This window comes from Crocinitomix catalasitica ATCC 23190, from assembly GCF_000621625.1.
In the GTDB taxonomy this organism is placed as follows: Bacteria; Bacteroidota; Bacteroidia; order Flavobacteriales_D; family Crocinitomicaceae; genus Crocinitomix; species Crocinitomix catalasitica.
This window is the reverse complement of sequence record NZ_JHXV01000010.1, coordinates 1-24,449: the sequence shown is the minus strand read 5'-3', so window position 1 is coordinate 24,449 and position 24,449 is coordinate 1. Positions and strand designations below refer to the sequence as shown.

23 protein-coding genes are annotated in these 24,449 nt (G+C 33.5%); 20 read left to right on the top strand and 3 right to left on the bottom strand.

Annotated features, from left to right (window positions below):
- The first annotated feature begins 5 nt into the window (after positions 1-5).
- The 9 genes from T367_RS0107875 (at position 6) to T367_RS0107835 (ending at position 7,695) form a co-directional block, all read left to right on the top strand.
- Positions 6-518: a DUF6913 domain-containing protein gene (locus tag T367_RS0107875; protein ID WP_027419356.1), complete on the top strand. Its 513-nt coding sequence runs from the start codon at positions 6-8 to the stop codon at positions 516-518.
- On the top strand, positions 505-1,395 hold the full coding sequence (dapA, locus tag T367_RS0107870) for a 4-hydroxy-tetrahydrodipicolinate synthase (protein WP_027419355.1): 891 nt from the start codon (positions 505-507) through the stop codon (positions 1,393-1,395). Before T367_RS0107875 ends, dapA begins: the two co-directional genes overlap by 14 nt.
- 105 nt (positions 1,396-1,500) lie before the next feature.
- A complete protein-coding gene (locus T367_RS0107865; protein ID WP_027419354.1) occupies positions 1,501-2,400 on the top strand; it encodes a hypothetical protein in 900 nt (299 codons plus the stop codon).
- A gap of 5 nt (positions 2,401-2,405) precedes the next feature.
- Positions 2,406-2,933 carry a hypothetical protein gene (locus T367_RS0107860; protein ID WP_027419353.1) on the top strand — a complete coding sequence of 176 codons (528 nt, stop codon included), beginning with the start codon at positions 2,406-2,408 and terminating at the stop codon, positions 2,931-2,933.
- A gap of 69 nt (positions 2,934-3,002) precedes the next feature.
- Positions 3,003-4,034 (top strand): DHH family phosphoesterase, encoded by a 1,032-nt coding sequence (locus T367_RS0107855; protein ID WP_035842965.1) that lies wholly within the window; start codon positions 3,003-3,005, stop codon positions 4,032-4,034.
- Positions 4,031-4,555 carry an FKBP-type peptidyl-prolyl cis-trans isomerase gene (locus tag T367_RS21770; RefSeq protein ID WP_051568442.1) on the top strand — a complete coding sequence of 175 codons (525 nt, stop codon included), beginning with the start codon at positions 4,031-4,033 and terminating at the stop codon, positions 4,553-4,555. Before T367_RS0107855 ends, T367_RS21770 begins: the two co-directional genes overlap by 4 nt.
- Entirely contained in the window at positions 4,555-5,463 is a 909-nt protein-coding gene (locus tag T367_RS0107845; RefSeq protein WP_027419351.1) for an FKBP-type peptidyl-prolyl cis-trans isomerase, read from the top strand. The genes T367_RS21770 and T367_RS0107845 overlap by 1 nt, the downstream gene beginning before the upstream one ends.
- Before the next feature lie 176 nt (positions 5,464-5,639).
- Positions 5,640-6,200: an RNA polymerase sigma factor gene (locus tag T367_RS0107840; RefSeq protein WP_027419350.1), complete on the top strand. Its 561-nt coding sequence runs from the start codon at positions 5,640-5,642 to the stop codon at positions 6,198-6,200.
- Complete coding sequence (locus tag T367_RS0107835; RefSeq protein WP_027419349.1) at positions 6,193-7,695, top strand: porin family protein; 1,503 nt, start codon at positions 6,193-6,195, stop codon at positions 7,693-7,695. Before T367_RS0107840 ends, T367_RS0107835 begins: the two co-directional genes overlap by 8 nt.
- Positions 7,696-7,748: 53 nt before the next feature.
- On the opposite strand, the gene T367_RS24875 is transcribed toward T367_RS0107835, so the two are convergent.
- Positions 7,749-7,925 carry a hypothetical protein gene (locus tag T367_RS24875; RefSeq protein WP_157454164.1) on the bottom strand — a complete coding sequence of 59 codons (177 nt, stop codon included), beginning with the start codon at positions 7,923-7,925 and terminating at the stop codon, positions 7,749-7,751.
- A 9-nt stretch (positions 7,926-7,934) separates the two neighbouring features.
- Positions 7,935-10,553 carry an alanine--tRNA ligase gene (gene alaS, locus T367_RS0107825; RefSeq protein WP_027419348.1) on the bottom strand — a complete coding sequence of 873 codons (2,619 nt, stop codon included), beginning with the start codon at positions 10,551-10,553 and terminating at the stop codon, positions 7,935-7,937.
- Between the two features lie 127 nt (positions 10,554-10,680).
- Between alaS and T367_RS0107820 the strand changes: the two genes are divergently transcribed.
- Entirely contained in the window at positions 10,681-11,652 is a 972-nt protein-coding gene (locus T367_RS0107820; RefSeq protein WP_027419347.1) for a M23 family metallopeptidase, read from the top strand.
- Between the two features lie 112 nt (positions 11,653-11,764).
- Positions 11,765-12,010 carry a hypothetical protein gene (locus T367_RS0107815; RefSeq protein WP_027419346.1) on the top strand — a complete coding sequence of 82 codons (246 nt, stop codon included), beginning with the start codon at positions 11,765-11,767 and terminating at the stop codon, positions 12,008-12,010.
- 218 nt (positions 12,011-12,228) lie between these two features.
- Here T367_RS0107815 and T367_RS0107810 read toward each other — a convergent pair whose 3' ends face one another.
- Positions 12,229-12,894 carry an MBL fold metallo-hydrolase gene (locus T367_RS0107810; RefSeq protein ID WP_027419345.1) on the bottom strand — a complete coding sequence of 222 codons (666 nt, stop codon included), beginning with the start codon at positions 12,892-12,894 and terminating at the stop codon, positions 12,229-12,231.
- A 122-nt stretch (positions 12,895-13,016) separates the two neighbouring features.
- Between T367_RS0107810 and T367_RS0107805 the strand changes: the two genes are divergently transcribed.
- The 9 genes from T367_RS0107805 (at position 13,017) to T367_RS23795 (ending at position 24,212) form a co-directional block, all read left to right on the top strand.
- Entirely contained in the window at positions 13,017-16,166 is a 3,150-nt protein-coding gene (locus tag T367_RS0107805) for a PD40 domain-containing protein (RefSeq protein ID WP_027419344.1), read from the top strand.
- A gap of 38 nt (positions 16,167-16,204) precedes the next feature.
- Positions 16,205-17,389, top strand: a complete 1,185-nt coding sequence (locus tag T367_RS0107800; protein ID WP_027419343.1) for a M20 metallopeptidase family protein — start codon at positions 16,205-16,207, stop codon at positions 17,387-17,389.
- Between the two features lie 80 nt (positions 17,390-17,469).
- Positions 17,470-17,655, top strand: a complete 186-nt coding sequence (locus T367_RS0107795; RefSeq protein ID WP_027419342.1) for a hypothetical protein — start codon at positions 17,470-17,472, stop codon at positions 17,653-17,655.
- 84 nt (positions 17,656-17,739) lie between these two features.
- The gene (locus T367_RS0107790; RefSeq protein WP_027419341.1) at positions 17,740-18,453 is read left to right on the top strand and encodes a TlpA family protein disulfide reductase; all 714 of its coding nucleotides are present in this window, start codon (positions 17,740-17,742) and stop codon (positions 18,451-18,453) included.
- A 105-nt stretch (positions 18,454-18,558) separates the two neighbouring features.
- A complete protein-coding gene (locus T367_RS21765; RefSeq protein ID WP_051568440.1) occupies positions 18,559-19,791 on the top strand; it encodes a 4-hydroxy-3-methylbut-2-enyl diphosphate reductase in 1,233 nt (410 codons plus the stop codon).
- Complete coding sequence (gene uvrB / locus T367_RS0107780) at positions 19,791-21,812, top strand: excinuclease ABC subunit UvrB (protein WP_027419340.1); 2,022 nt, start codon at positions 19,791-19,793, stop codon at positions 21,810-21,812. The genes T367_RS21765 and uvrB overlap by 1 nt, the downstream gene beginning before the upstream one ends.
- The gene (locus tag T367_RS0107775) at positions 21,809-22,213 is read left to right on the top strand and encodes a hypothetical protein (RefSeq protein ID WP_027419339.1); all 405 of its coding nucleotides are present in this window, start codon (positions 21,809-21,811) and stop codon (positions 22,211-22,213) included. The genes uvrB and T367_RS0107775 overlap by 4 nt, the downstream gene beginning before the upstream one ends.
- Before the next feature lie 99 nt (positions 22,214-22,312).
- The gene (locus T367_RS0107770) at positions 22,313-22,558 is read left to right on the top strand and encodes a ribbon-helix-helix domain-containing protein (protein ID WP_027419338.1); all 246 of its coding nucleotides are present in this window, start codon (positions 22,313-22,315) and stop codon (positions 22,556-22,558) included.
- Between the two features lie 280 nt (positions 22,559-22,838).
- Entirely contained in the window at positions 22,839-24,212 is a 1,374-nt protein-coding gene (locus T367_RS23795) for a TlpA family protein disulfide reductase (RefSeq protein WP_027419337.1), read from the top strand.
- Positions 24,213-24,449 lie beyond the last annotated feature (237 nt).

The window sequence follows — 24,449 nt, the reverse complement described above, 5'->3', positions numbered from 1 at the left end:
TTAACATGATAAAACAAAATAGCATAAAGAAAAAAGTTAGAAAAGCTGTCAATAAGCGTTATATCCAAATAAGGGGTTTAGACGAATACAAAAATGTACTTGTATTAAAGGAGCGGTTTCCAGAAGGACTTGAAAAAAATGTCAAAGCCCTCTTTCCAAAAGCTAAATTCACATTTATTAGTGAAAGGAAAAATAAAAATATCGATCCTAAAAAACTGATTAAAAAAGATCACTATACCGTTCATCTGAGTGATTTTAATTTAACAGGAATACTAAAAAATGATAATTTGAATACGGCAGTTGGCAATAAATTTGATTTAGCCTTAGATTTGTCTCAAGAGTCGCTTTTGTTACAATATATAATGGTACTTGCTCAGGCAGAATTAATTGTTGGTAAAATTAGTAATGACGATTTTATTTTACACGATCTATTAATAGAACCTGGAACAACTGACGACGAATTTTTAAAAAATGTAAAAAAAAATATAATACTATTAAGTAATAATGGAAACAAATAAATTCAAAGGACTTGGTGTTGCAATGGTAACGCCATTTGATCAAAAAGGTGCGGTTGATGTTGAAGCATTAAAAAAACTAACCACATTCTTAATCGATGGTGGTGTTGATTATTTAGTAGTACAAGGTACAACTGGTGAATCTCCTACATTAACAAAAGCTGAAAAACAGTTATGTTTAGATACTGTCGTAGCTACGAACAATAATAGACTCCCGATTGTTTTTGGAATTGGAGGAAATAATACAATGGCTGTAGTAGAAGATTTCACTTCTTATGACTTAAGTCGTGTTGATGGTATCTTATCAGCATCTCCTTATTATAATAAACCAACACAGGCTGGTATTTATGCACATTATAAAGCGATTGCTGAGGCGACAAAATTGCCTATAATACTATATAACGTTCCAGGTAGAACAGCTTCAAACGTATTACCTGAAACAACTTTAAAGTTAGCCAATGATTTTGAAAACATCATTGCAGTTAAGGAAGCTTCAGGTAGTATGGAGCAAATAATGACAATTATTAAGGATAAGCCAGAAAATTTTTTAGTTATCTCTGGTGATGATGCCTTGACGTTGCCAATCATTGCAGCTGGTGGCGATGGTGTGATTTCTGTTGTTGGGAACGGCTTACCAACACCATTTAAAGAAATGGTTAAGGCTTCATTAAATAACGAAATAGTAAAAGCACGAAAACTACATTATATAATTCTACCTATAATTGATCACTTATTTGCCGAGGGAAATCCAGGTGGAATCAAAGAGGTTTTAAAGCACTTAAATATTATGGAAAACTACGTTCGTCTTCCACTTATACCAGTCTCTAAAGAGAGACAACAAACACTGGTCCAATTAACTGATCAAATTAATGCGAACTAAGATTTAATTTTATTTTTTTTTTAAATTCAATAGAACTTTTTGTCTTTGATCGGCGTATTATATAAAAAACAGTATATTTGACACCATTCATTTAACCATTCATTAATGAAAAGAAAAGTAATAGTAGCAAGTTTAATATTTACATCATTTGGTCTTATGTTGGGATCTTGTGGTGGAACTGAATCTGACGATCAAGACATCAATGTGATTGACACTTTGGTTACTCCGGAGGTAGAGATTGATCCAAACCAATCGGGAATAACATATTCTGTTCCTACGCCAAACGAATTGTTTGATATAATCAAATTACAAGGTGGTGAGCAACAAATCAATTTAGTTAACCCGCTTGAGAACTCAGATAATTACATCGATCAAAAATCAAAATCATTAAATTTCGGTATCTATTCTGCCGACATCGCTTATTTAAGCTGTTTTGGAATTGGAACGGATTTCTTAAAATACTTCAAAAAAATTGAAGAATTAGGAACTGATTTAGGCATTTCTGGCGCTTTTGACGCAGATTTAATGTCTAGAATTGAAAGTAACGAATCAAATACTGATTCATTATTCTTGATTTCTAATGATAGTTATTATGAAAGTTATGAATATTTAGAGCAAAACGATAAAGGTGTTGAATTGTCTTTAATTATGGCTGGTGGCTATATTGAAAGTCTTTACATCATTTGTAATCTTGTTGATACATATTCTGCTGACAATCCTATTATAACTAAAGTAGGTGATCAAAAAGTAGTACTAGAAAGCTTAATTGACTTTATCGCATCATATGCTGATAATGTTTTGGTTGAAGAAACTATAAATGACTTATTAGGACTTTCTGACGTATTTGAAAACAATATGGAATTTGTTGAATCAAGTTCTGATGTTAAGAGTAACGATGAAGGCAAACTTACTGTAACTGGTGGTGGATCATTCAAAATGAATGAAGCAGCATTTGTTGCAATTAAGAATAAGGCCAATGAATTAAGAGAAAAATTTACAAAATAAAAACGATGAAAAAAGTTTTATTATTAGGAGTATTATTATCTGGAATAATTGTATTCCAAGCGTATTCTCAATGCAGCAGAACCCATTACTTGTGTTTAGAAAATTTCTCAAAAGAAGAAAAAGCAGATTTCTGGAATTTGAACAACCAATCTAAAAGCGCAGCAGTAGCGAAAGGTAAAGTTTATGAAATGACTTTTATCGCATATGAAGGTTTTGAGTATAGAGTCTCAACTTGTACTGATATTGTTGATGGTACAAAAGTTGAATTTCAATTATCACAAGATGTTGTATCTCGAACTAAGGATGCACAAGGTCGTTCTATCATGAAAAAGGAAAGAGAAATCATTTATGATAATAAAGATGACGATATGAAAGCATATGTTTTATTCTCTACGGATAAAACAAAAAAATTCACGATTTCCGTATCTGTTCCAGCTACAGGAGATAGCGAAAATAAAAAATTAATTGATTCTGAAAGCGTTTGTGTTGGTGCTTTAATTGAGCATAGAAGAGTTGAAGAATTAGGATTTTAGAAAAATAATTTAATAAAATATTTTAACGTCTCCACCCAATCTGGGATTGGAGGCGTTTCTTTTTTTAATATGGTATATACAGAAGACAAAATTAAATCAGCGCTTGAATTGATAAACAATTCAAAAGAAATAGTAATCATTTCACATAAATCTCCCGATGGAGATAGTATTGGATCATCTATAGCATTATATTATTATTTAAAAGCTAAAAAAGCCAATGTTACCATGTGTCACCCCGACAACGCTCCCAATTTCCTAAATTGGATGACAGGAACAGATGATATACTTACCCTAGAATCAGATGAGGATCACGTAAATGAAAAAATGGCAAAAGCTGATTTAATATTCCTTCTTGATTTTAATACTAGCGGTCGAATTGGTAAGCTTGATACAATTTTAGAAGAGACAACTGCTAAACGCATCATGATTGATCATCATCGAGAACCCAACCTTAATTTTGCGGATCTTATATTTTCTGATATCCAATCATGTTCTACAGCACAACTTATTTACGAATTTATTGAAGCCTCAAATGATCTTGATTTATTAGATCGAAATATTGCGCAGGCTATTTATACTGGAATCATAACAGATACTGGTTCGTTTAGATTTTCTTCTGTTCAACCTAAAACACACAGAATTGCTGCAAGTTTACTCGATTTGAATATTGATCATTCAACCATTCACGAATCATTGTTTGATTCTAATAGTGAAAATAGAATTCGATTGGTGAGTTATACAATGTTAGAAAAGCTTGTCATTAATAGAGATTTACATACAGCATATATTTCGCTTAACAAAGCCGAATTAGAACGTTTTACTGCTGAAAAAGGAGATACAGAAGGACTTGTCAATCAAGCTTTGAGTATAGAAGGCATAAAAATGGCCGTATTCTTCAAGGAATCAGATGGTATCATTAAAATTTCATTCCGTTCAATTGGGAAAATTCCAGTAAACGAAATGGCCAAAAATAATTTTGGTGGCGGTGGACACTTAAATGCTGCTGGTGGAAAATTTGTAGGAAAATTGACTGATGCTATTGATTCTTTCGTAACAATTTTACCTAAATTCGTTAATAATAACAAATCAACTTTCGAATGAAAATAGCAATTGTTTTCTTTTCTATTCTATTTCTTCAATTCTCGTGCACGGAGCCAATTGTTGAAGATGAGCCTAACCGCAATTGGTCTAAAGAGCAATCAATAGCAATGAATTCGAATTTTTCAACTGAAGAGATTAAAGAGATAGATAACTACCTCAAACGACATCACGATTGGAAAATGACCAAAACTGGAACAGGTCTTTATTATATGATTTATAGAGATAGTTTAGTTGGTGATACTGTAAAAGGTGGTGATTTTGTCACAATCAAATTCGAAGTTTCATTATTAAACGGTGACATTTGTTATACCTCAAAAGAGAAAGGTCCAGAGAAATTACAAGTTGAAAAATCAGATATTGAAAGCGGTCTGCATGAAGGATTAAAATATATGACCGTTGGTGACAAAGCAAAATTTATATTGCCGAGCCATATTGCACATGGATTAATTGGTGACACTGAAAAAATTCCACCTTTGTCGCCAGTAATTTATGATATTGAACTATTAAAAATTGAACAATAATGTTTTTGAAAAAAATCACTCCTTTTTTTTTATTGATAAGCCTTTTCTTCATTGCTTGTAACAATAATTCTGAAAGAACCGGCGTAACAATACACCAAGATGACAAAATCGTAAATGACAGCATTTTGGCATTAAGAAAATCAGTAGATTCTTCAAACGCGAACCTTCTATCCAAAACAGAGTTATTATCCGATAGTATTGAAGGTGATATCAATGATATGGTTTATCAAGGAAAAAATGGTTTAAGAATAGAATGGACACATAAAACGAATGAAAACCCAATCGAATTAAACGATGTTGTTTTAGTCAATTATAAAATGAGGATTACTGGCGGAAAAGTTTTTGATTCGAATGATAAAATCGAGTCCCCTATTCCACTCAAAACAAATATTGGTATGATAATTCCAGGTTGGGAGGAAGCTTTATTATTAATGCATCCTGGTGATAAAGGAAGAATTTTAGTACCAAGTAAATTGGGTTATGGTGAAGAAGGTGTGCCTAAACGTGTTCCTTCAAACGCCAACTTAGTTATCGATCTTGAGATAATAGAAAAAATTGAACCAGAAGTACTTCCGGAAGGCGTAAAGGTATATAAATGGAAAGTCGATACGAAAGGAGCTCCCCCCGTTAAAGACCAAATCATTGAATTCGATTACTTTGCTTATGTGAGTGGAAAGAATGGCCATCTTTACGACAATTCGTACAAAAATGATAAATCATTTAAAATGCGTTTTAAAAATGATAATGTTGTAGATGGCTTGCATCAAGGTATGCAGTTGATGAGAGAGAATGAAGCTGCGTTTATCTATATTCCAACTAATCTAGCCTACGGTTCTAAAGGGATGGTAGATTTAGTTCCTAAAAATTCAGACATCGTTTACGACGTTAGAATTAAATCAATAAAATAATTTAGTTTTCGGGCAACCATTTTAAAACTGGTGCTGTATGTTAATCAACCAATGGTAAATTTGAACGTTTACACAGTGTATGTGGTTGAATAATATTTTTAAGGGTTACATTGATTTTGTAATTTCCAGAATGTGCAAGGAAATTAAAATCGTTTTAAATAATCTGATTTAGAAATTTGAACGAAGCAAAACTTAAAAGAAAGTTTATTCAGGGGAATAAAAAAGCTTTTGATGTAATCTACAATGATTATTCAAAGGCAATGTATATGATTTGTTTAAGGTATACTAAAAACACTGATGCAGCCGCTGACATTTTGCAAGAAGCGTTCATTAAAATTTATAATAAAAGGGAACAATTCAATCCCGAGTTTCCATTGGCAAGTTGGATTAAACGAATTGTTATTAATGAAGCAATTAATTATTTCCGATCAAATAAACGGTACGAATTAGTTGAGGATAATACCTTTTTTGATGACGACAATTACGAAATTGAAATAAATGAAGATGAAACTGGAAACCTACAAAATGTTCTCAAGGCTATTATTGACGAATTGCCAGATGGATACAGAATGGTCTTCAACTTATATGTATATGACAATTTAAAACACCAAGAAATTGCAGAATATTTAGACATTTCAGTGAATACATCAAAATCTCAATTGTCTAAAGCGAGAAAATATTTACAAAAAAAATTAGAAGAAAAGAACATCACAAGTTCGGTTATTTATAATGGCTAAAAAGTATCAACATATTGATGATTTATTTAAAGAGGTCCAAATCCAAGAGGATGTGCAAGTGCCTGCATTTATAAAAAGCAAAATAGATCAAGAATTATTTAAACCAAAAAAATACAGGTTTTTACTATTCTTCCTACCTCTACTTTTGGTGGGTGGAGCCGCAGCATTCTTCTATGGTCAAAACACCAATAACTCGATCGAAGAAAATGCATTTGCATCAATTGATCAAACAGATCTGAATAATACGAATACAATAAACACTCAAAAAACAAAAATAATTAGAGGAACAGCGTCTTCAAAGGATATAAACATCGAAGATTTAGAACTTAGAACTAATTCTGTAACTGACTTAAAAGGTAACGCAACGTCGAATCAAAAACAAACTAGTCAACTAAACAGTTCTATTAAAACCAATACCTCTACTAAGCATTCATCAGGAGCCGCTATAACGACTTCAGTAACAAAGACAATAACGACGGTACCAAATCCTAAATCTATTGCTCAATCAACTACTAAAACAGTAAAAGGATCAAGCCCAAAAGGCAATACTCCAAATGGTATACTTGCTGATGATGAACCGGATGATTCGGTTATACCTGCTAATGATAAGGACAATACTTTGGCCAGTTCAAATCCAAATCAAGTAAAAACTGATCAAATCGATGATTTGAATAAAGCAGATACAACAACAACTAAGGACACTGTAACTCAAAAAGATTCTAGCCAACAAGCGGATCAAGACACGACCTTCACTCCAGCGCCATCAAACAATGTCTCACCTCGTTTACCAAAGAATCCAAACCCGTGGTTTATAGGTCTTACTTCAGGAATGAATATTCAAAACTCTAAGTTCATTACTAAAAATGCCACTGACGAATTATTATACCGCGACGGAATTAAAGATAAATGGGGATTTGAAACCAATTTAGACATTAGTTATCGATTAAAATCAGGTTTAAAATTTGGAACAGGTCTAGGTTATCGCAATAGTTTTGAAACCTATGATTTCTCTAAAGAATATTACAGATATGATACGATCTATACGGCTATGTTTTTAAGAGACACTTCCGCTTATATCTATGATACATTAAGAGGAAAAGAAGTTGACAGTACTTTAATGAATCACGTAACAGGTGGCGTAAATAAAGTATCTTATTTATCCATTCCAGTTCAGATAGGAACACAATTCATCTTCGACAAATTTAGATTAGATTTATTTGCAGAACTGAGATGGAATTTATTGCTTAATTCGCAAGGATCATATTACGCCGAAGGTAAATTATTAACATATGAAGGTAAGGACAATGACTTTTACAAGAGCAGCTATTTTGATATGACCTTAGGTGTTTCGGCCCATTACAAACTATACAAAAATTTGTACTTCAGCGGAACAATTCGTTTTAGACCTGGTATTACACCAACGCGCATAGATCTTCCTTTTGAGAAGAGGTTATACTATACACATGTTGGAATAGGATTGAGTTTAGCGCTTTAATTAAATTACGCTATTCATTTAAATCAAAAAAGTTTTACTGAGAATTGGTAAAACTAAAAATCGAACTTATCGTTATTCCCATCTTTATTCTTCGCCAAAGCATAACCCGCTCCAAAGGCAATTACAGCGATTAATGAAAGGAACCAAAATTTAAGCATTACTCCAACAATAAAAAGAACAACAATTACGGTTCCTATTCCCCAAATAATATTTTTATTCCCTAAGTTCATATTCTAAGTCTATTTACCAATTAGTTTATTGACAGCAACAATTGCATCCTTTAATCCTCCAGCATCTTGTCCACCAGCAGTTGCAAAAAATGGCTGTCCGCCACCGCCACCTTTAATTAAGTGTGCTGTTGATTTTACCATATTTCCAGCATGCCAATCTTTAGATTTTGCTAAATCATCAGAAATAGCAATGCTCAAACTTGCTTTATCATTGGCCTTGCCTCCTATTACACAAAATAATTGATCAATTTCACCTTTCAATTGGAAACAAATATCTTTAATTGAAGCAGTATCTAAATCAAGAACTGCACTGATATAATTATAACCATCCTCGGCTTGAACACTTTGCTTTAACTCTTGTTTAATTTGTACCAATTGACCTTTTAATAAATGATCATATTGCTTCTGCATGACTTGTTGTTTTGCGATCAATTCCTCTACAGATTTAACAATATTTTTTGGATTCTTTAGTAATTCACTTACCGCTTCATACTCGCCTAATTTCTCTTGATAATAAGCGATTGCGGCATCACCTGTAATTGCTTCAATTCGGCGGATACCTGATGCAACCGATCCTTCTGATACTAATTTCACAAAACGAATATCGATTGTATTCTGTACGTGGATACCTCCACATAGCTCAACTGAATCTCCAAACTGAATTACACGCACTAAGTCACCGTATTTCTCACCAAATAAAGCCATTGCTCCCAATTCAGTTGCAACTTCCATTGGAACAGCTCTGCGTTCGTTTAAAGCAATACCGTCACGAATAAAGGCATTCATTTTACCTTCAATTATAGAAAGCTCTTCTTTTGTTACTTTAGAGAAGTGAGAAAAATCAAATCGTAAGCCTCCTTCATTAACTAAGGAACCTTTTTGCTCAACATGATCTCCCAATTCAGCTCTTAATGCATGATGTAGAATATGTGTTGCAGTATGATTTACAGCAATACTTTTACGTCTATTTGCATCGACTATTGCTTTGAACTTAGCTTTAAGCTCTTTCGGCAATTCTTTAACAAAATGAACAATTAAATTATTCTCTCTTTTGGTATCAAAAATACGCACATCTTCCGATCCACTTGAAATGGTACCAGTATCACCTACTTGCCCACCACCTTCGGCATAGAAAGGAGTAATATTGAATACGACTTGGTAAAATTCTTGTTTTTTCTGTTTAACCTTTCGGTATTTAGTAATATAAACATCAGCTGTAAGAAAATCATATCCAATAAATTCTTCAACATCATCTTCACGCAAAATTACCCAATCATCAGATTCAATTTGCGTTGCTTGACGCGATCTATTCTTTTGTTTCTCTAATTCAGCCTCAAAACCAGCTTGATCAATACGCAAGCCATTCTCTCCAGCAATTAAAGATGTTAAATCAGCAGGAAAACCAAATGTATCGTGCAATTCAAAAACTGAAACTGCATCCAACTCATTCTTTCCTTCTGCCTTAGCAGTATCAATTAAGATATTAATTCGTTTTAATCCTTTTTCAAGCGTATTAAAAAAGCTTTGTTCTTCTTCAAAAACAACCTTTGCAATTAATTTTTCTTGTTTTTTCAATTCAGGGAAAGCATCTCCCATTATTTCAGCCAATTTACCGACCAATAAATGTAAAAATGGTTCTTTAAGATTTAAGGTTTGATATCCGTAACGAACGGCACGTCTTAGAATTCTTCTGATAACATAACCAGCTCCATTATTCGATGGCAATTGTCCATCCGTAATAGAAAAAGCAATTGCACGGATATGATCTGCGATTACACGTAAAGCAATATCAGTCTTTTCATCAACACCATATTTTACATCTGCTAAACCTTCAAGATATTTAATAATGAATTGGAACAAATCCGTATCATAATTCGATTGAACACCTTGAATAACCATCGCTAAACGCTCTAAGCCCATTCCTGTATCAACATGCCTAGTTGGCAATTTTTCAAGCGAGCTATCCGCCTTACGATTGTATTGCATAAAAACCAAGTTCCAAATCTCAATCACTTGCGGATGATCATTGTTCACTAAAGTTAAACCATCAATGTTCTTTCTGTCCTCATCATTACGTATGTCAACATGGATTTCTGAACATGGCCCACAAGGACCTGTATCACCCATCTCCCAGAAATTATCTTTCTTATCACAAGCTAAAATTCGATCTTCACTGATGTATTTTTTCCAAATATTTTTTGCTTCAAGATCTAAATCCGTTCCGTCTGTTTCATCACCTTCAAAAATCGTAACATACAAACGATCTTTATCAATTTTATAGACTTCAGTTAACAATTCCCAAGCCCAAGCAATCACCTCTTCTTTAAAATAATCACCAAAACTCCAATTCCCCAACATTTCGAACATGGTATGGTGATATGTATCTACCCCAACCTCTTCTAAATCGTTATGTTTGCCAGATACTCTCAAACATTTTTGAGTGTTCGTAACCCTTTTATCTTTTGCTTCATTATAGCCTAAGAAAAAATCTTTAAATTGATTCATTCCGGCATTTGTAAACATTAATGTAGGATCGTTTTTAACGACCATTGGGGCAGAATCTACAAGTGTGTGATTCTTAGACTTGAAAAATTCAAAAAAGGTATTCCGTATCTCATTAATGTTCATGGTGCTGTGTTAACTATTGTTAATTAGATTGCAAATTTATTGTAAATCCGTAAATTTGCGCTGTCAATTGTGAAATTTATCTTGAATTGACAAAAAAATGTTTCAGATTACTGTAAACAAACAAACCATGAGAAAACAAAAATTTAGATATAACCCCGAGTCACTTTCATACGAGAAGGTACAGCTGACTTGGAAAGAACGAATTTTACGTTCAATATTATTTATTGCACCTTCAATTGTTGTAGGCTTCGGTTTCTACCTTTTATTTACCCAATTATTGCAATCTCCTAGAGAATTAAAATTAGAGCGTGAAAATGCATTTTTAACGGCACAAGTTGAAAACATGCATGAAAATGTGATTTTAATGTCTGCGGTAGTAGAAGATTTAGAGCATAGAGATAACGAAATTTATAGAGTTGTTTTTAATGCCGAGCCATTCCCTGAGCAATTGAGAGAATTAGGAACTGGAGGATCGGATAAATACAATAAATTAAAAGGATTCGACAACTCTAAACGTGTAATTGAGAATTCGAAATTAATTGAAGCATTACAGAAAAGAATTTATGCACAATCTATCTCTTTTGACGAGGTAATTAAATTAGCAAAAGAAAAAGAAGCGATGTTAGGCGCTATGCCTGCAATTCAACCAGTATCGAACGAAGATTTACGTAGAATTGCATCAGGTTATGGTTGGAGAATTGATCCAATTTACAAGACTAAAAAAATGCACTGGGGTCTAGATTTCACTGCTGAAACTGGCACAAATATTTATGCAACAGGTAATGGTGTTGTTAAAATAGTAGAAAGTAAAAAATGGGGTTACGGAAATTCAATCGTAATTGACCACGGATTCGGTTATACTTCGAGATATGCACATATGAGTGCATTTGATGTAAAAGAAGGAGACAGAGTTGTTAGAGGACAAATTATTGGTAAAGTTGGAAGTACAGGTAAGTCTACTGCGCCACACTTACATTATGAGGTAGAAAAAAATGGAAAGAAAATTGATCCTGTTCATTTCTTCCATTCAGATATTTCTCCTGATCAATACGAAAAACTATTAGAAATGGCTAATAACGCCAATCAGTCGTTCGATTAATCAGCTGATAAAAATTATTTAAATACCTTTGTAGAAAGTGGTCAACACCACAATTTACAAAGGTTTTTTTATGCCTTATTTTTTATAACAAGCATTTAAATTATTCAAACTTATGGAACGTAACATTCAACTTATTTGGGATTTTTATGGGGAAACAGCCGAAAAAACGGCAGACCATCACACCAAACATTTGGTTGAATTTATGACCAGAGAAAAATTAGAGTATAGTGATAAAGGCATTCGATCGAACGCTGATTTGCACTGCATGGCATACTTAAATGTCAAAGAAAGTGACGTTAAAGTTTTACGTGATAGCCTAAAGCCGCATCGGGCATTTGTTGTGAAGACTAAAGATTAAAGAACCGCCTACGTCAAGACTATGGCGGACGAAGGACAGAAGATTAAATACAAAAGATTATATATAGCTTATAAATCAGATAAAAAGTTGCTCAAAAATCTAGCAGCACAGCAATCTAACATCTAACACCTCCTCCGCATAAAGCTACTGTGGCTGAGAAGCGTAGCGATCTAAAAGCACAGCGTTCTAGCATCTATAAGCACAGCGCTCTATACAACCTACCCCATCAAAATCATATTCGACTTTTTCTCTTCTCCGATTGTAGTTTCTGGTCCATGACCGCAATACACAACAGTTTCATCAGGCAATAAGAAAAGTTTTTCTGTAATTGTTTTCTTGAGAACTTCAAAACTTCCACCAGGTAAGTCGTAACGACCATAACTACCTTTAAAAAGAATATCTCCATTAATTAAAATATTATCTGCTTTGGAATAAAAAGCGACATGTCCAGGTGCATGCCCTGGTCCAAAAATCACTGATAATTCTGAGTTTCCAAATTTAATGATATCACCTTCATCAAAAAAGTATTCCGGATCAGGTGATAATTCATAACCTTGAAAACCATAAAGCGAAGCTGATTGCCCCATAAAAGACAAAGTTGGCAAATCAAGTTTATGAATTCCTAAAGGCAAATTATACTTTTTATTCACAAAATTATTCCCCAAAACATGATCAATATGACAATGCGTATTGATCAATTTCACAGGATTTAGACCATTGTCTTCAATAAATTTTGACAAAGTATTTTGCTCTGATTTATCAAAACAACCGGGATCTACAATCACACAATCTTTTGATTCGTCTGACAATATATAAGTGTTCTCTTGAAAAGGATTAAAAGTAAATTTATGGACTTGAATCATGGACAATATTTTATTTAACATAGCAAAGGTATAAAAGACTTTATATTTTAAATATGTTATTTGTATCTTTACGTACTTCTTATATGAAATTGAAAAAAACGTATATACTCTTTGCCCTGATTTGTCTTTTGTTGCCATTCAATATGACGGCACAATTTTATCAAGGATCCTTGCAGGAATTCGGCAAAAGCCGTGTCCAATTCAATAGTTTTGGATGGAAATACCACAATTACAAAAGATTTAAAATCTATTATAGCGGCATTAATGAAGACATCAGTATTTATGTTGCAAGAACGCTTCACCACTATTTAGGCGATGCTGAGGCAAAATTAGATTATTTATTTCCTGAGAAACTAGAAGTGATTGTTTATGAGAGCCAATCTAAATTTAAACAGAGTAATTTAGGTTTGACTGGTGACGAACAATCTAACGTTGGGGGAACAACGCGAATAGTTGGATCGAAAATATTTATTTACTACGAAGGCGATCATCAAAAATTCAATAAAAACATTAAGTCAGCCGTTTACGAAGTATTATTGAAACATTTATTCTACGGCGGAGATTGGAAGGATCAATTAAAATCAACAGTTAATACGGGTATTCCTCTTTGGCTAGAGCAAGGATTGATTTCTTATTTTGTTGAGGATTGGAACGCTAAAACAGAAGGACGTGTTAAAGACTTAATTCTAACCAAGAAAATTGACAAGTTCAACGACTTGACTGACGAAGAAAAAATGTATGCTGGTCATGCTGTCTGGAATTATATTGCGGAAACACATGGTACTACTGTTATTCCAAACATTTTGTACGTGACACGTATTTCTAAAAATATCGAACGGGGCTTTTACTCCTTATTGGGGATGGACTTCACAAAATTAACACGGAATTATATTGGCTTTTACCGATCGCGATATATTAAAGAATATCAAAATCAAACGGAACCGGCGGGAGAATTGATTCCACATAAAACAAAAAAAGAATCCGTTTATTACTCTGTCAAAATCAGTCCTGACGGCAACAAACTGGCTTATGTAGAGAATCAAATCGGTCGTTACCGTATAAAAGTTTACAATCAAGAGACTGAAAAGACCAAGAAATTATTCGCAGCGGAGATAAAAATGGAAAGAATTCAAGATTATTCCTTCCCTGTTATAGGTTGGCATCCAAATGGAATGGCCATCGCTTTTTTTACAGAACGCAAAGGAGAAGTTTTATTAAACATTCATAATATAGAAGCAGGAATAACAATTTCTAAACCAATTAAAGGAGTGGATAAAGTCTTGTCTTTCGAATATTCTCAAGATGGAAAGAAGATCATCTTTTCAGGAGTTGTTCGCGGCCAAACGGACCTGTATCTCTACGATGTCTTGGGCAATACAAAGGAGCAAATCACAGATGATATTTATGACGATTTAACACCTTCATTCATTGACAATGGAAAAAGAGTTATTTTCTCTTCAAATAGGGACAATGATACCATCTTTAAGTCTCCAGAAATTGATTTTATCGATCGTAAAAACGACTTATTCATTTATAACCTAAAGGAAAAAGACAATACTTATAAATTTTTAGAACGCATCACAAATACTCCTGATCAAAACGAATCACAAGCCAAACAGTTATCGAGAGGAACTTTTGTTTATTTGAATGATAAAAATGGTCTTTACAATCGTTTTATCGCTCAAAACGACAGTATTATTAGCTCTATTGATACGATTACCCATTATAGGTATATCACAAATATTAATCCGCAAACCAATTATGTGACCAACATTCTTGAGCAGGATATGAATAAAAGCGGTAAGCTCGTTTCTACCGTTTATCAGAATGGTAAATTCAAAATTTTTGAAGAGCAAACCAAGACTGAAATATTGGATGTATTGTGGAATACAACTTATATGGAGAAGCGCAAAGGTAAAAAGGAAAAAGCTTCAAAGAAAGAAGCCATGTACAATGACACTGTTCAAGTTGAAAACCATTTATATCAAAGAGAAATTGTAATTATCGGCCAAGACAGTGACAAAGTAGTCGATGCTAATGACAGTTTATCAATAAAAAAATTGGCTGCTGACGAGTTTATCAAACCTAAATTCTTAATGTATAAAACCAATTTCACGAAAGACTATGTCTTAACGCAATTGGATAATAATTTCTTATTCCCGAATTACCAACCTTATTCAGGACCTGGATCTGTATACTTTAACCCTGGTATGAATGCCTTACTAAAGATTGGTTCAAGTGACTTATTTGATGATATTAAATTATTAGGAGGTGTTAGAATACCAGTCAATCTTAACTCAGGAGGTGAATTTTTATTCGTTATAGAAAACTTAAAAAACAGATTAGATCATCGTTTGGTATTGTACCGTCAGAAAACCATTAACGATAATCAAAATCAACCTTTTAAATGGTTAACACATGACGTTCGCTACAGAATGAGTTATCCGATTACAGAAGTATTGAGTGTACGCGCTACAATTAATGTTAGAAACGATAACCAAGTTTTTATTCCTTATAACGATGTTAATTTACAGCTGGACAATATTCCTTCTTATAATTCTGGATTAAATTTAGAATTGGTGTACGACAATACCATACCAATGGAATTGAATATAAGACGAGGAACACGATTTAAAATATTTGCAGAATACTTGCAAGAATTGGGAAATAATTTTGCCCCAACTTATAATATAGGTTTGGATTATAGACATTATTTAAGAATCAAAAGGAATTTTATTTGGGTGAATCGATTTGCTACGGCAACCTCGTTAGGCGCTAGAAAACTATTGTACTATATGGGTGGTGTTGACAATTGGGTATTGCGACCAGCGATAGATTTCAATCAAGATATCACAGTCGACCCAAGTCAAAATTTCGGATTCCAAACCTTAGCAACTCCAATGCGCGGATTCATTCAAAATACGCGTAACGGAAATAGTTTTGCTGTTTTTAACACAGAATTCAGATTACCGGTCTTTACATTTTTCTCTCCTTACCCGATTAAAAGCGAAATGATTAAACATTTTCAAATTATTGCTTTCTCTGATATTGGAACTGCTTGGACCGGTCCTCACCCATTCCATGAAGACAATTATTTTAACATTCAAGAAATTCAGGATCCTCCGGTTATTATTAAGGTTAAAAACTTAAGAGAACCAATTATTGGTAGTTTAGGTTTCGGTTTCAGATCAAAAATCTGGGGTTATTTTGTTCGCCTTGATGTTGCTTGGGGAATAGAGAATTTAGAATTTCAAAAACCAATTCCTTATTTATCTTTATCAAAGGATATTTAAGCAACTGCTCATTCATTCATCAGATAAAATTTCTAATAATGACGATGTCAAACCATGATATAATCAGAGAAAAATCTTCAGCAATTTTAGAAGAGATAATTACTATTCGAGAACATTTACACAAGCACCCTGAATTATCTTTTCAAGAATTTAAAACGTCAACATTCGTTCAAAAACAATTAAGTGATTGGGGAATTAGTTTTACTACTGGTTGGGTTGAGACAGGAATTGTTGCATTAATAGAACCAGATGGTTCTTATGAAAAATGTATTGCTTTGCGTGCAGATATGGATGCATTGCCGATACAAGAAATGAATGAGGTACCTTATAAGTCGGTTCATGACGGAATTATGCATGCATGTGGTCATGATGTGCATACAGCCACTCTTCTTGGTGCGGCAAAAATTATTAATGACATGCGAAGTGAGTTAAAGCATGCTGTTAAATTAATCTTTCAACCAGGGGAAGAGAAGTTACCAGGTGGAGCAAAATTAATGATTGATGCAGGTGTTTTAGAAAACCCAAAAGTTGATGAGATATACGCATTACATGTATTCCCTGAATTAGAAGTTGGCAAAATAGGATTGCGACCAGGCATGTACATGGCTTCTTGTGATGAAATTTACATAACAGTTAAAGGCAAAGGCGGTCATGGTGCTATGCCACATTTAAATATAGATCCCATTGCGATATCAGCACAATTAATTGTGAGTTTACAGCAAATTGTTAGCAGGAATTGTCCTCCTGCTATTCCTTCAGTATTGTCATTTGGCAGAATTGAAGGATTAGGAGCAACGAATGTGATCCCAAACAATGTGACAATTCAAGGCACTTTCCGCACAATGGATGAAAAATGGAGAGCTAAAGCACACGAACTTATTAAAAAACAAAGTGAATTATTGGTGCAAAGTTTTGGTGGTACATTAGACATTGAAATAAGAAAGGGATATCCATACTTAGAGAATGATTTAGCATTAACTGCTAGAACAAAAGTCAATACAAGCGACTTTTTTGGCGAATCGAATGTTATTGATTTACCAATTCGCTTAACAGGAGAAGATTTTGCATATTATGGCCAAAAAATTCCAGCTACATTCATTCGTATTGGAGTCGCAAATGATGCAAAAGGGATTAATTTCCCAGTCCACAATGCGAAGTTCGACATAGACAACTCTGCACTCACTGTTGGGATTCAGACCTTATTAACAATTTGCTTTTACTAAATAAACCACCCTATTTATTTGGCAATTTACTTTTAATAGTTATCTTCACAACCGAAATATAAACTTAACAAATTAGAATTATGAAAAAATTATTAGTTTTCGCTGTAGTAGTAGGTGGTTTAGCAACAATGACATCTTGTAAAAAAGATTATACATGTACTTATGATGATGGTACTGTAACTACTTATGAAAAAATGGGTAAAACTTTAGCTGGTACAACTGAAACAGCTTGTCAACTTGGTGGTGGTACTTGGTCTTCTAAGTAATCCATACTAACATTTATTTAAAAGCAGATTACCTTACGGTAATCTGCTTTTTTTTTGACTAATTTTATAGTCTATACTAAGCATATGAGAATTTTATTTAGAATTTTATTGGCGACCCTTTTTATCCTATTTGCCGTTTTAACAGGTTTGTATTTCGAAGAGATACTTTTCCTTTTTATTACCTCTTTTAAAACGGGTTGGGTTTTTAGTACTTTATTTATTCGTTTAATAATAATCATCCTAACAATTTTAGCATTCAGAGAACTTTTTTCTCTATTCAATCGAACTAAAAAAATTAAATTCTGGATCATCTTGATCATAGGAAGTGTTATCGGATTCGGTGCCGGTTTTGGTCTTGCTCCTATTTATAATAGTGACTATGGTGATTACTCAGATGACGAGCAGGTTTCAGATATTCAGACATTGTATAGTCACGTCGGACAATCCGTTGACGAAAAGACCAAATTTAGACTTGTTGCCTTCTTTACCACATCATGCCCCCATTGTAAAGCTACCGCTAGAAAATTAGGGGCAAATATTAAAGCCGGTCAAAAAATTCCAATTGATATTTATTTCCCTAGTAATCAAGAATCAATAGATCGATTTATTTTAAAGACTAATGCAGAAGGAATGAATACGTATAGCGTAACGAGTTCAACACTCTTTCACGACGCCTCTAACGGCTACTTCCCTACCCTTTATTTGATTGACAATAAGCAAAATACTATTAAACATTGGAGTGGTGACCAAATGAGTTATTTTGATCTTGATGAATTGATCGACTTGCCCATTGAATAAGATCAAATCATACAAGTAGCCAATAATTTATTGCTTATCTTTGTATTGATTGAACTATTAGAGCAATAGTTTACTCAAAACATTCACCAGTAAAAAAACTTAAGCTTGAAACAGTTTGATATTCCTCTTTATTATCGCTCGCCTATTATCAGTAGGGTTAAAGCAATACGATCGAATAATGACAATAGAAAAAAAGACTTTAGTCCGACGCTTTTAAATTTTGACGGCATTCAATTTGTTTTAGCGCGCCATTTTGGATTTTGTTTTGGCGTTGAAAATGCAATTGAAATTTCTTATCGTGCATTGGCTGAGAATCCTGATAAACGTATATTTCTTTTGAGTCAAATGATTCATAACCCAAGTGTGAATGCAGATTTAGAAAAAAACGGCATCGAATTCATTCAAGATACACAAGGGAATCAATTAAAAGAATGGGACGAAATTCATCCAGAAGATGTTGTTATCATTCCAGCCTTTGGAACGACAATTGAGATTGAATCAATTCTTGAGAAAAAAGGTATTGAGACAAAAAAATACAATACCACTTGCCCTTTTGTTGAACGGGTTTGGAACAAGTCTGAAAAACTAGGAAACGATGATTATACAGTCATCATTCATGGTAAAGACAAGCATGAAGAGACTAGAGCTACTTTTTCGCATGCAAAAGAACATGCGAAATCAATTGTCTTAAGAGATATTGAGGAAGCAAAAATATTAGGAGAGATCATTCTAGGGAAAAGATCTAAAGCTGACTTTGCCAAACATTTTAGTACAAGAACGAGTGAAGGTTTGAATTTTGAAACTGATTTTGATCGAATTGGGGTTGTGAATCAAACCACAATGTTAGCTTCTGAAACACAAGAAATATCTGATTATTTAGCAGATATTATGAATCAAAAATTTGGTTCAGAAAATAAGGATCAGCATTTTGCGAATACACGTGACACTTTGTGTTATGCAACAAACGACAATCAAACGGCTACGCTAGCACTTTTAGAGGAGGATGCAGATGTTGCCTTTGTTATTGGCGGTTATAACAGTTCGAACACCTCACATTTGGTGGAATTATTAGAAAAAAAATTTAAGACTTATTATATAAAAGACGAAACAGAATTAATTGATAAAGATCACATTCATCATTATGATTTGCATCAAAACAAAACTGTTGATACAGAAAATTATTTACCGACTGATAAAGCGTTAAAAATAATTATAACGAGTGGTGCATCTTGCCCGGATTCGACTGTTGACAGAGTGATACAGCGACTGGGAGAATTACAAGATCTTAATTTAGACGTCGAATCGGCATTAACCATTTTAAAAAATAATTTTAAATAATGGATTTTGAATTAGAGGCGGAATTCTCACCTACCGGAGACCAACCAGAGGCAATCAAACAATTGGTTGAAGGCCTGAATGCTGGAACTGCATATCAGACACTTCTTGGTGTTACAGGGAGTGGAAAAACTTTTACAATGGCCAATGTCATTAAAGAAGTGAATAGACCTACCCTAATTCTATCCCATAATAAGACTTTAGCTGCTCAATTATATGGTGAGTTCAAAAGTTTCTTTCCTAAGAATGCAGTAGAGTATTTTGTGTCTTATTACGACTATTATCAACCCGAAGCCTATTTACCTACGACTGATACCTTTATTGAAAAGGATATGTCTATCAATGATGAAATTGAGAAGTTGCGATTAGCAGCTACATCAGCATTATTGTCTGGCAGAAAAGATGTTGTGATTATCGCATCGGTTTCTTGTATTTATGGTATAGGTAATCCTGACGAGTTTCAGAATAGTATTATTGAAGTGAAAAGGGGGATGTCGTTCTCTAGGAATAAGTTCCTTTTGGAGTTGGTGCAGAACCTTTATTCAAGAAATGACACTGATCCCTCTCGTGGTAACTTTAGAGTGAAAGGAGATACAGTAGATATATTTTTGGCTTATGCCGATTATGCCCTACGTTTAATTTATTGGGGCGATGAGATTGAAGAGATTTATACTTTCGATCCCATCAATAATTCGAAAATTGAAAATTTTGAGGAGATCAATATTTTTCCAGCGAATATATTTGTTTCCAGTCAAGCAACAATTAATCGAGCAATTGGTGATATAGAATTAGATATTGGTAAACATGTTGAATTCTTAAAATCTGAAGGGAAATTAGTTGAAGCCAAACGAATTGAAGACAGAGCGACTTACGATTTAGAAATGATTCGTGAATTAGGTTATTGTTCGGGTATTGAGAATTATTCTAGGTATTTTGATAGACGAGAACCTGGTTCGAGACCATTCTGTTTATTGGATTATTTTCCGGATGACTTTGTGATGATGATTGACGAAAGTCACGTGACCTTACCACAAATTAAGGCGATGTATGGAGGCGATAGAGCACGAAAAATCAATTTGGTAGAATTCGGATTCAGATTACCTGCTGCAATGGATAATAGGCCTTTAAAATTCGAAGAATTTGAAGAAATTACGCCGCAAACTTTGTATGTAAGTGCTACACCTTCAGATTATGAATTGGAAAAATCTGAAGGTATATTTGTCGAACAAATCATTCGACCGACAGGGCTTTTAGATCCTGAAATTGAAATCCGTCCTAGTCAGAATCAGATTGATGATTTAATAGAAGAGATTCATATTAGAAAAGACAAAGACGAAAGAGTATTGGTAACAACTTTGACCAAAAGAATGGCTGAGGAATTGCAAAAATACTTAGATAAATTAGGCATACCATGTCGTTATATTCATTCGGATGTTGATACATTGGAAAGAGTAGAAATTTTAAGACAATTGCGTTTAGGCGATTTTGATGTATTGATTGGTGTGAATCTTTTAAGAGAAGGATTAGATTTACCGGAAGTCTCATTGGTCGCGATTATAGATGCAGATAAAGAAGGATTCTTAAGATCTGAGCGAGCATTGACACAAACTGTTGGTAGAGCCGCTAGAAATATAAATGGGCATGTGATTATGTATGCCGATAAGATCACGAATTCGATGCAGAAAACCATTGATGAGACCAATCGTCGACGTGCAATTCAACATCAATATAATTTAGATCACAACATTACCCCTACTCAGATTAGAAAATCAATTGAATCGATCTTGAAGCAAACCAAAGTTGCGGATAAGGATGGACAAGAAGTTGCCTATAACCTCGAAATTGAAGCAGCTATTGCAGCTGATCCAGTTTACGAATATATGACTGTAGACAATCTGGAGAAAACAATTAAAAAAATTAAAAAGGATATGGAAAAAGCTGCTAAAGCTTTAGATTTCATAGAAGCAGCTCGTTTAAGAGACGAAATGTTTGTCCTTGAGAAAAAAATCAAATCAAAATCATGACCGAAGAAATAGAAAAAATGTTAGCCCATACAGTTGAATATGCAACTGATTTATTGAATGAAACTGGCGAGGCCTACCCTTTCGGAGCTTTCTTAGATACAATTGACAATGTACATCCTTTAGAGATGGAAATTGACACTAAAAATGTACCTACTATCGGTAAAGTTATTGAAGCCCTAACGAAGTATTGCACATCTGAAATGGAGGAAGAGAAAATGAATGCGTATGCCTTGGCTTATGAAGTTCAAATTCAAACCGAACAGGATGCAGAGCCTATTGATGCGATTGCGATCGATATGATTCAAAAGTCTACAGAAATTCTACCTTTATTCTACTTGCCTTTCACTGTTGATGCCAATAAAAAAGCAACAATAGGTGAATTGTTTGGGGTGAAGAGATAGGCAATTCATAAATTATAAAGTGAATTTTTCAACATTTTTTGATTTAACCAACTTGAAAATGGTGCTTTATAGGTGTATAATTACATCAAAACATCTGAAATGAAACGCCAAAGTATCTCATTTACTGCCCCGAACAATGAATGGCTCAATGCCCCAATTGAGTATTTAGAATATTCAAGTAAAAGTGAATTAATAAATGATTTAATCAGACAGGCTAGAAATCAGCAAAAACAAATTGATTGGGTACGTCTAAAATTGGAAAGAGCCGAACAAAATGGATTTACCAACGATAGTAAAGAAAAAATTTTAGCAAAGTCTAAATCATTACTTAATGGCAAATTATAAATTAAGTAAAAAATGATTTAATTAGAATTCATCAGTACAGAGTTATTAAATCCGGCATTAAACAAACCGACGTATATTACGATTCATTTTTCGAACATTTCGAAATCATTACAATTCGTCCCTATTCGTTTGAAAATGTTGATTATATAAAACCAAATTATCGAAGATATGTTTGTGGAGTCGATAGTATTTACTTCAGAATAATTCAAGAAAATATCGAAATTATGGCTATTATTGGTAAGCAGGATCTAAATGAGACACTGTAAACAATTCTCAAGCTATGAAACAATTCCAAAAAAATATTAGATTCCTTTTTATTTTTCTAATTGCTTTTACCTCGAATCATTCATGGAGCCAAGTAGATAAAGCTCCAATTCTTACTATTAACATTGTTAAAGCGGCTAAAGACAGCATAATAATTAAAGATTTTGAAGCAAATATTATTGGGAAATATGATTCAAAATCGGGTAGTCAAATCAAGCTATATCAAGACACCAAAGAAGGCTATTATAGATTAATTAATGGAGATTATTGGTATGACTTTTATTTGACACCTGACTTTAAACTTGAAGTATCCTATGATATTGAAAATGAAGGGGTAATTTTTAAAGGCATTGGCAGTCCAGAGAATGAATATTTGCAAGATAAGCTTGATCTGGTAGTTGAATATAGCGGCTGGGAGAATTGGAAATTGGACGAAGCAGCTTATTTGAGTCAGGTAGATAAATTAAATTTTCTTTTAACGAATTTATTGAATCAAAGAAGACCTGAATTCACTTCGAACTTAGCAAGAACAGAGAAATTTTTTATTGTATTTAAAAGGATTGAAAGACTTTGTGATTATGAGGGTCTTCATCGTTATATGACCAGTGATCCCGAATTTAAAGTTTCTGATAAATTCCCTGATATTTTTGAGTATTTCAGCTATGATAATCCCAAATTATTGGATGTACCTAATTATATTCCTGTCGTTGAAAAGTACATTCAAAGCGAGCTTAAAACTTCACGAAAAGCTAGTGATTCTTTAAAAGATTATAGTCAACAGAAAATCCAAAGAATTGAAAAATTGATTAAAAATAAGGCCATCAAAGAAATACTTGCGATAAATATTGGTCTTAATGAATTGAATAGAACCAAAGCATTGGACAGCGTATTTTTATCGATCCAAAAAATAGCCTCAAAACATTCTCGTTTTCCAGAAGTAGAAAAAAAATATAGTCAAATTCAAAAAGTGGCACCAGGCAAGGTCGCTCCTCAATTCACTTTTAAAGATGAGTCAGGAGCATTGGTTAGCTTAAGTGATTTTAAGGGAAAGTTGGTTTATATTGATATTTGGGCAAGTTGGTGCACGCCTTGTATTAAGGAATTACCTCATTTAGCCGAAGTCAAAAAATCGATGGAAGGAAAGAATATCGTATTCGTCAATATATCACAAGATAATTCGGATGAAAATTGGCGCGCTGCAATTCAAAAATACAAAATTGACGGTATTAATTTAATCAGTGGTAGCGGGCAAGATCCATTTTTTGACGCATTTGATGTGCAAGGTATTCCGCGATATATATTAATTGATCAAGAAGGTATGATCATTGCGCCTCAAGCCATGCGTCCTTCCCACGACGGATTATTAGAAGAACTGAAATCACATTTGTAATTTGTTTCACGCAGCCAATATTAAAAACATGAAAATCATCTTTCTTTTATTCATTGCCTTGGCTACAAACCTAGTTTGGAGTCAAAATGATAATCAACCTATTTTAATAAATCTCGCGCTCATTTAGCAAAGCGTAATGAGCGTTGCACTGAGCTTTTGCCGAACGTGTGTGTTCTTATTTTGGCATTTGTAATGCCACTCCTATCATCTTTTTTTTGCATATTTGCTATATGTCAG

Bases quoted from the DNA above. Each gene is read 5' to 3' on its own strand.
- T367_RS0107795 (WP_027419342.1), top strand. From the start codon at position 17,470: ATGAAAAAATTATTAGTTTTCGCTGTAGTAGTAGGTGGTTTAGCAACA.
- uvrB (WP_027419340.1), top strand. From the start codon at position 19,791: ATGGATTTTGAATTAGAGGCGGAATTCTCACCTACCGGAGACCAACCA.
- T367_RS0107855 (WP_035842965.1), top strand. From the start codon at position 3,003: ATGGTATATACAGAAGACAAAATTAAATCAGCGCTTGAATTGATAAAC.
- T367_RS0107810 (WP_027419345.1), bottom strand. From the start codon at position 12,894: ATGTTAAATAAAATATTGTCCATGATTCAAGTCCATAAATTTACTTTT.
- T367_RS24875 (WP_157454164.1), bottom strand. From the start codon at position 7,925: ATGAACTTAGGGAATAAAAATATTATTTGGGGAATAGGAACCGTAATT.
- T367_RS21770 (WP_051568442.1), top strand. From the start codon at position 4,031: ATGAAAATAGCAATTGTTTTCTTTTCTATTCTATTTCTTCAATTCTCG.
- T367_RS0107845 (WP_027419351.1), top strand. From the start codon at position 4,555: ATGTTTTTGAAAAAAATCACTCCTTTTTTTTTATTGATAAGCCTTTTC.
- T367_RS0107800 (WP_027419343.1), top strand. From the start codon at position 16,205: ATGACGATGTCAAACCATGATATAATCAGAGAAAAATCTTCAGCAATT.
- T367_RS0107770 (WP_027419338.1), top strand. From the start codon at position 22,313: ATGAAACGCCAAAGTATCTCATTTACTGCCCCGAACAATGAATGGCTC.
- T367_RS0107775 (WP_027419339.1), top strand. From the start codon at position 21,809: ATGACCGAAGAAATAGAAAAAATGTTAGCCCATACAGTTGAATATGCA.
- T367_RS0107875 (WP_027419356.1), top strand. From the start codon at position 6: ATGATAAAACAAAATAGCATAAAGAAAAAAGTTAGAAAAGCTGTCAAT.
- T367_RS0107790 (WP_027419341.1), top strand. From the start codon at position 17,740: ATGAGAATTTTATTTAGAATTTTATTGGCGACCCTTTTTATCCTATTT.
- alaS (WP_027419348.1), bottom strand. From the start codon at position 10,553: ATGAACATTAATGAGATACGGAATACCTTTTTTGAATTTTTCAAGTCT.
- T367_RS0107820 (WP_027419347.1), top strand. From the start codon at position 10,681: ATGAGAAAACAAAAATTTAGATATAACCCCGAGTCACTTTCATACGAG.
- T367_RS0107860 (WP_027419353.1), top strand. From the start codon at position 2,406: ATGAAAAAAGTTTTATTATTAGGAGTATTATTATCTGGAATAATTGTA.
- T367_RS0107865 (WP_027419354.1), top strand. From the start codon at position 1,501: ATGAAAAGAAAAGTAATAGTAGCAAGTTTAATATTTACATCATTTGGT.
- T367_RS23795 (WP_027419337.1), top strand. From the start codon at position 22,839: ATGAAACAATTCCAAAAAAATATTAGATTCCTTTTTATTTTTCTAATT.
- T367_RS0107805 (WP_027419344.1), top strand. From the start codon at position 13,017: ATGACGGCACAATTTTATCAAGGATCCTTGCAGGAATTCGGCAAAAGC.
- dapA (WP_027419355.1), top strand. From the start codon at position 505: ATGGAAACAAATAAATTCAAAGGACTTGGTGTTGCAATGGTAACGCCA.
- T367_RS0107835 (WP_027419349.1), top strand. From the start codon at position 6,193: ATGGCTAAAAAGTATCAACATATTGATGATTTATTTAAAGAGGTCCAA.
- T367_RS0107815 (WP_027419346.1), top strand. From the start codon at position 11,765: ATGGAACGTAACATTCAACTTATTTGGGATTTTTATGGGGAAACAGCC.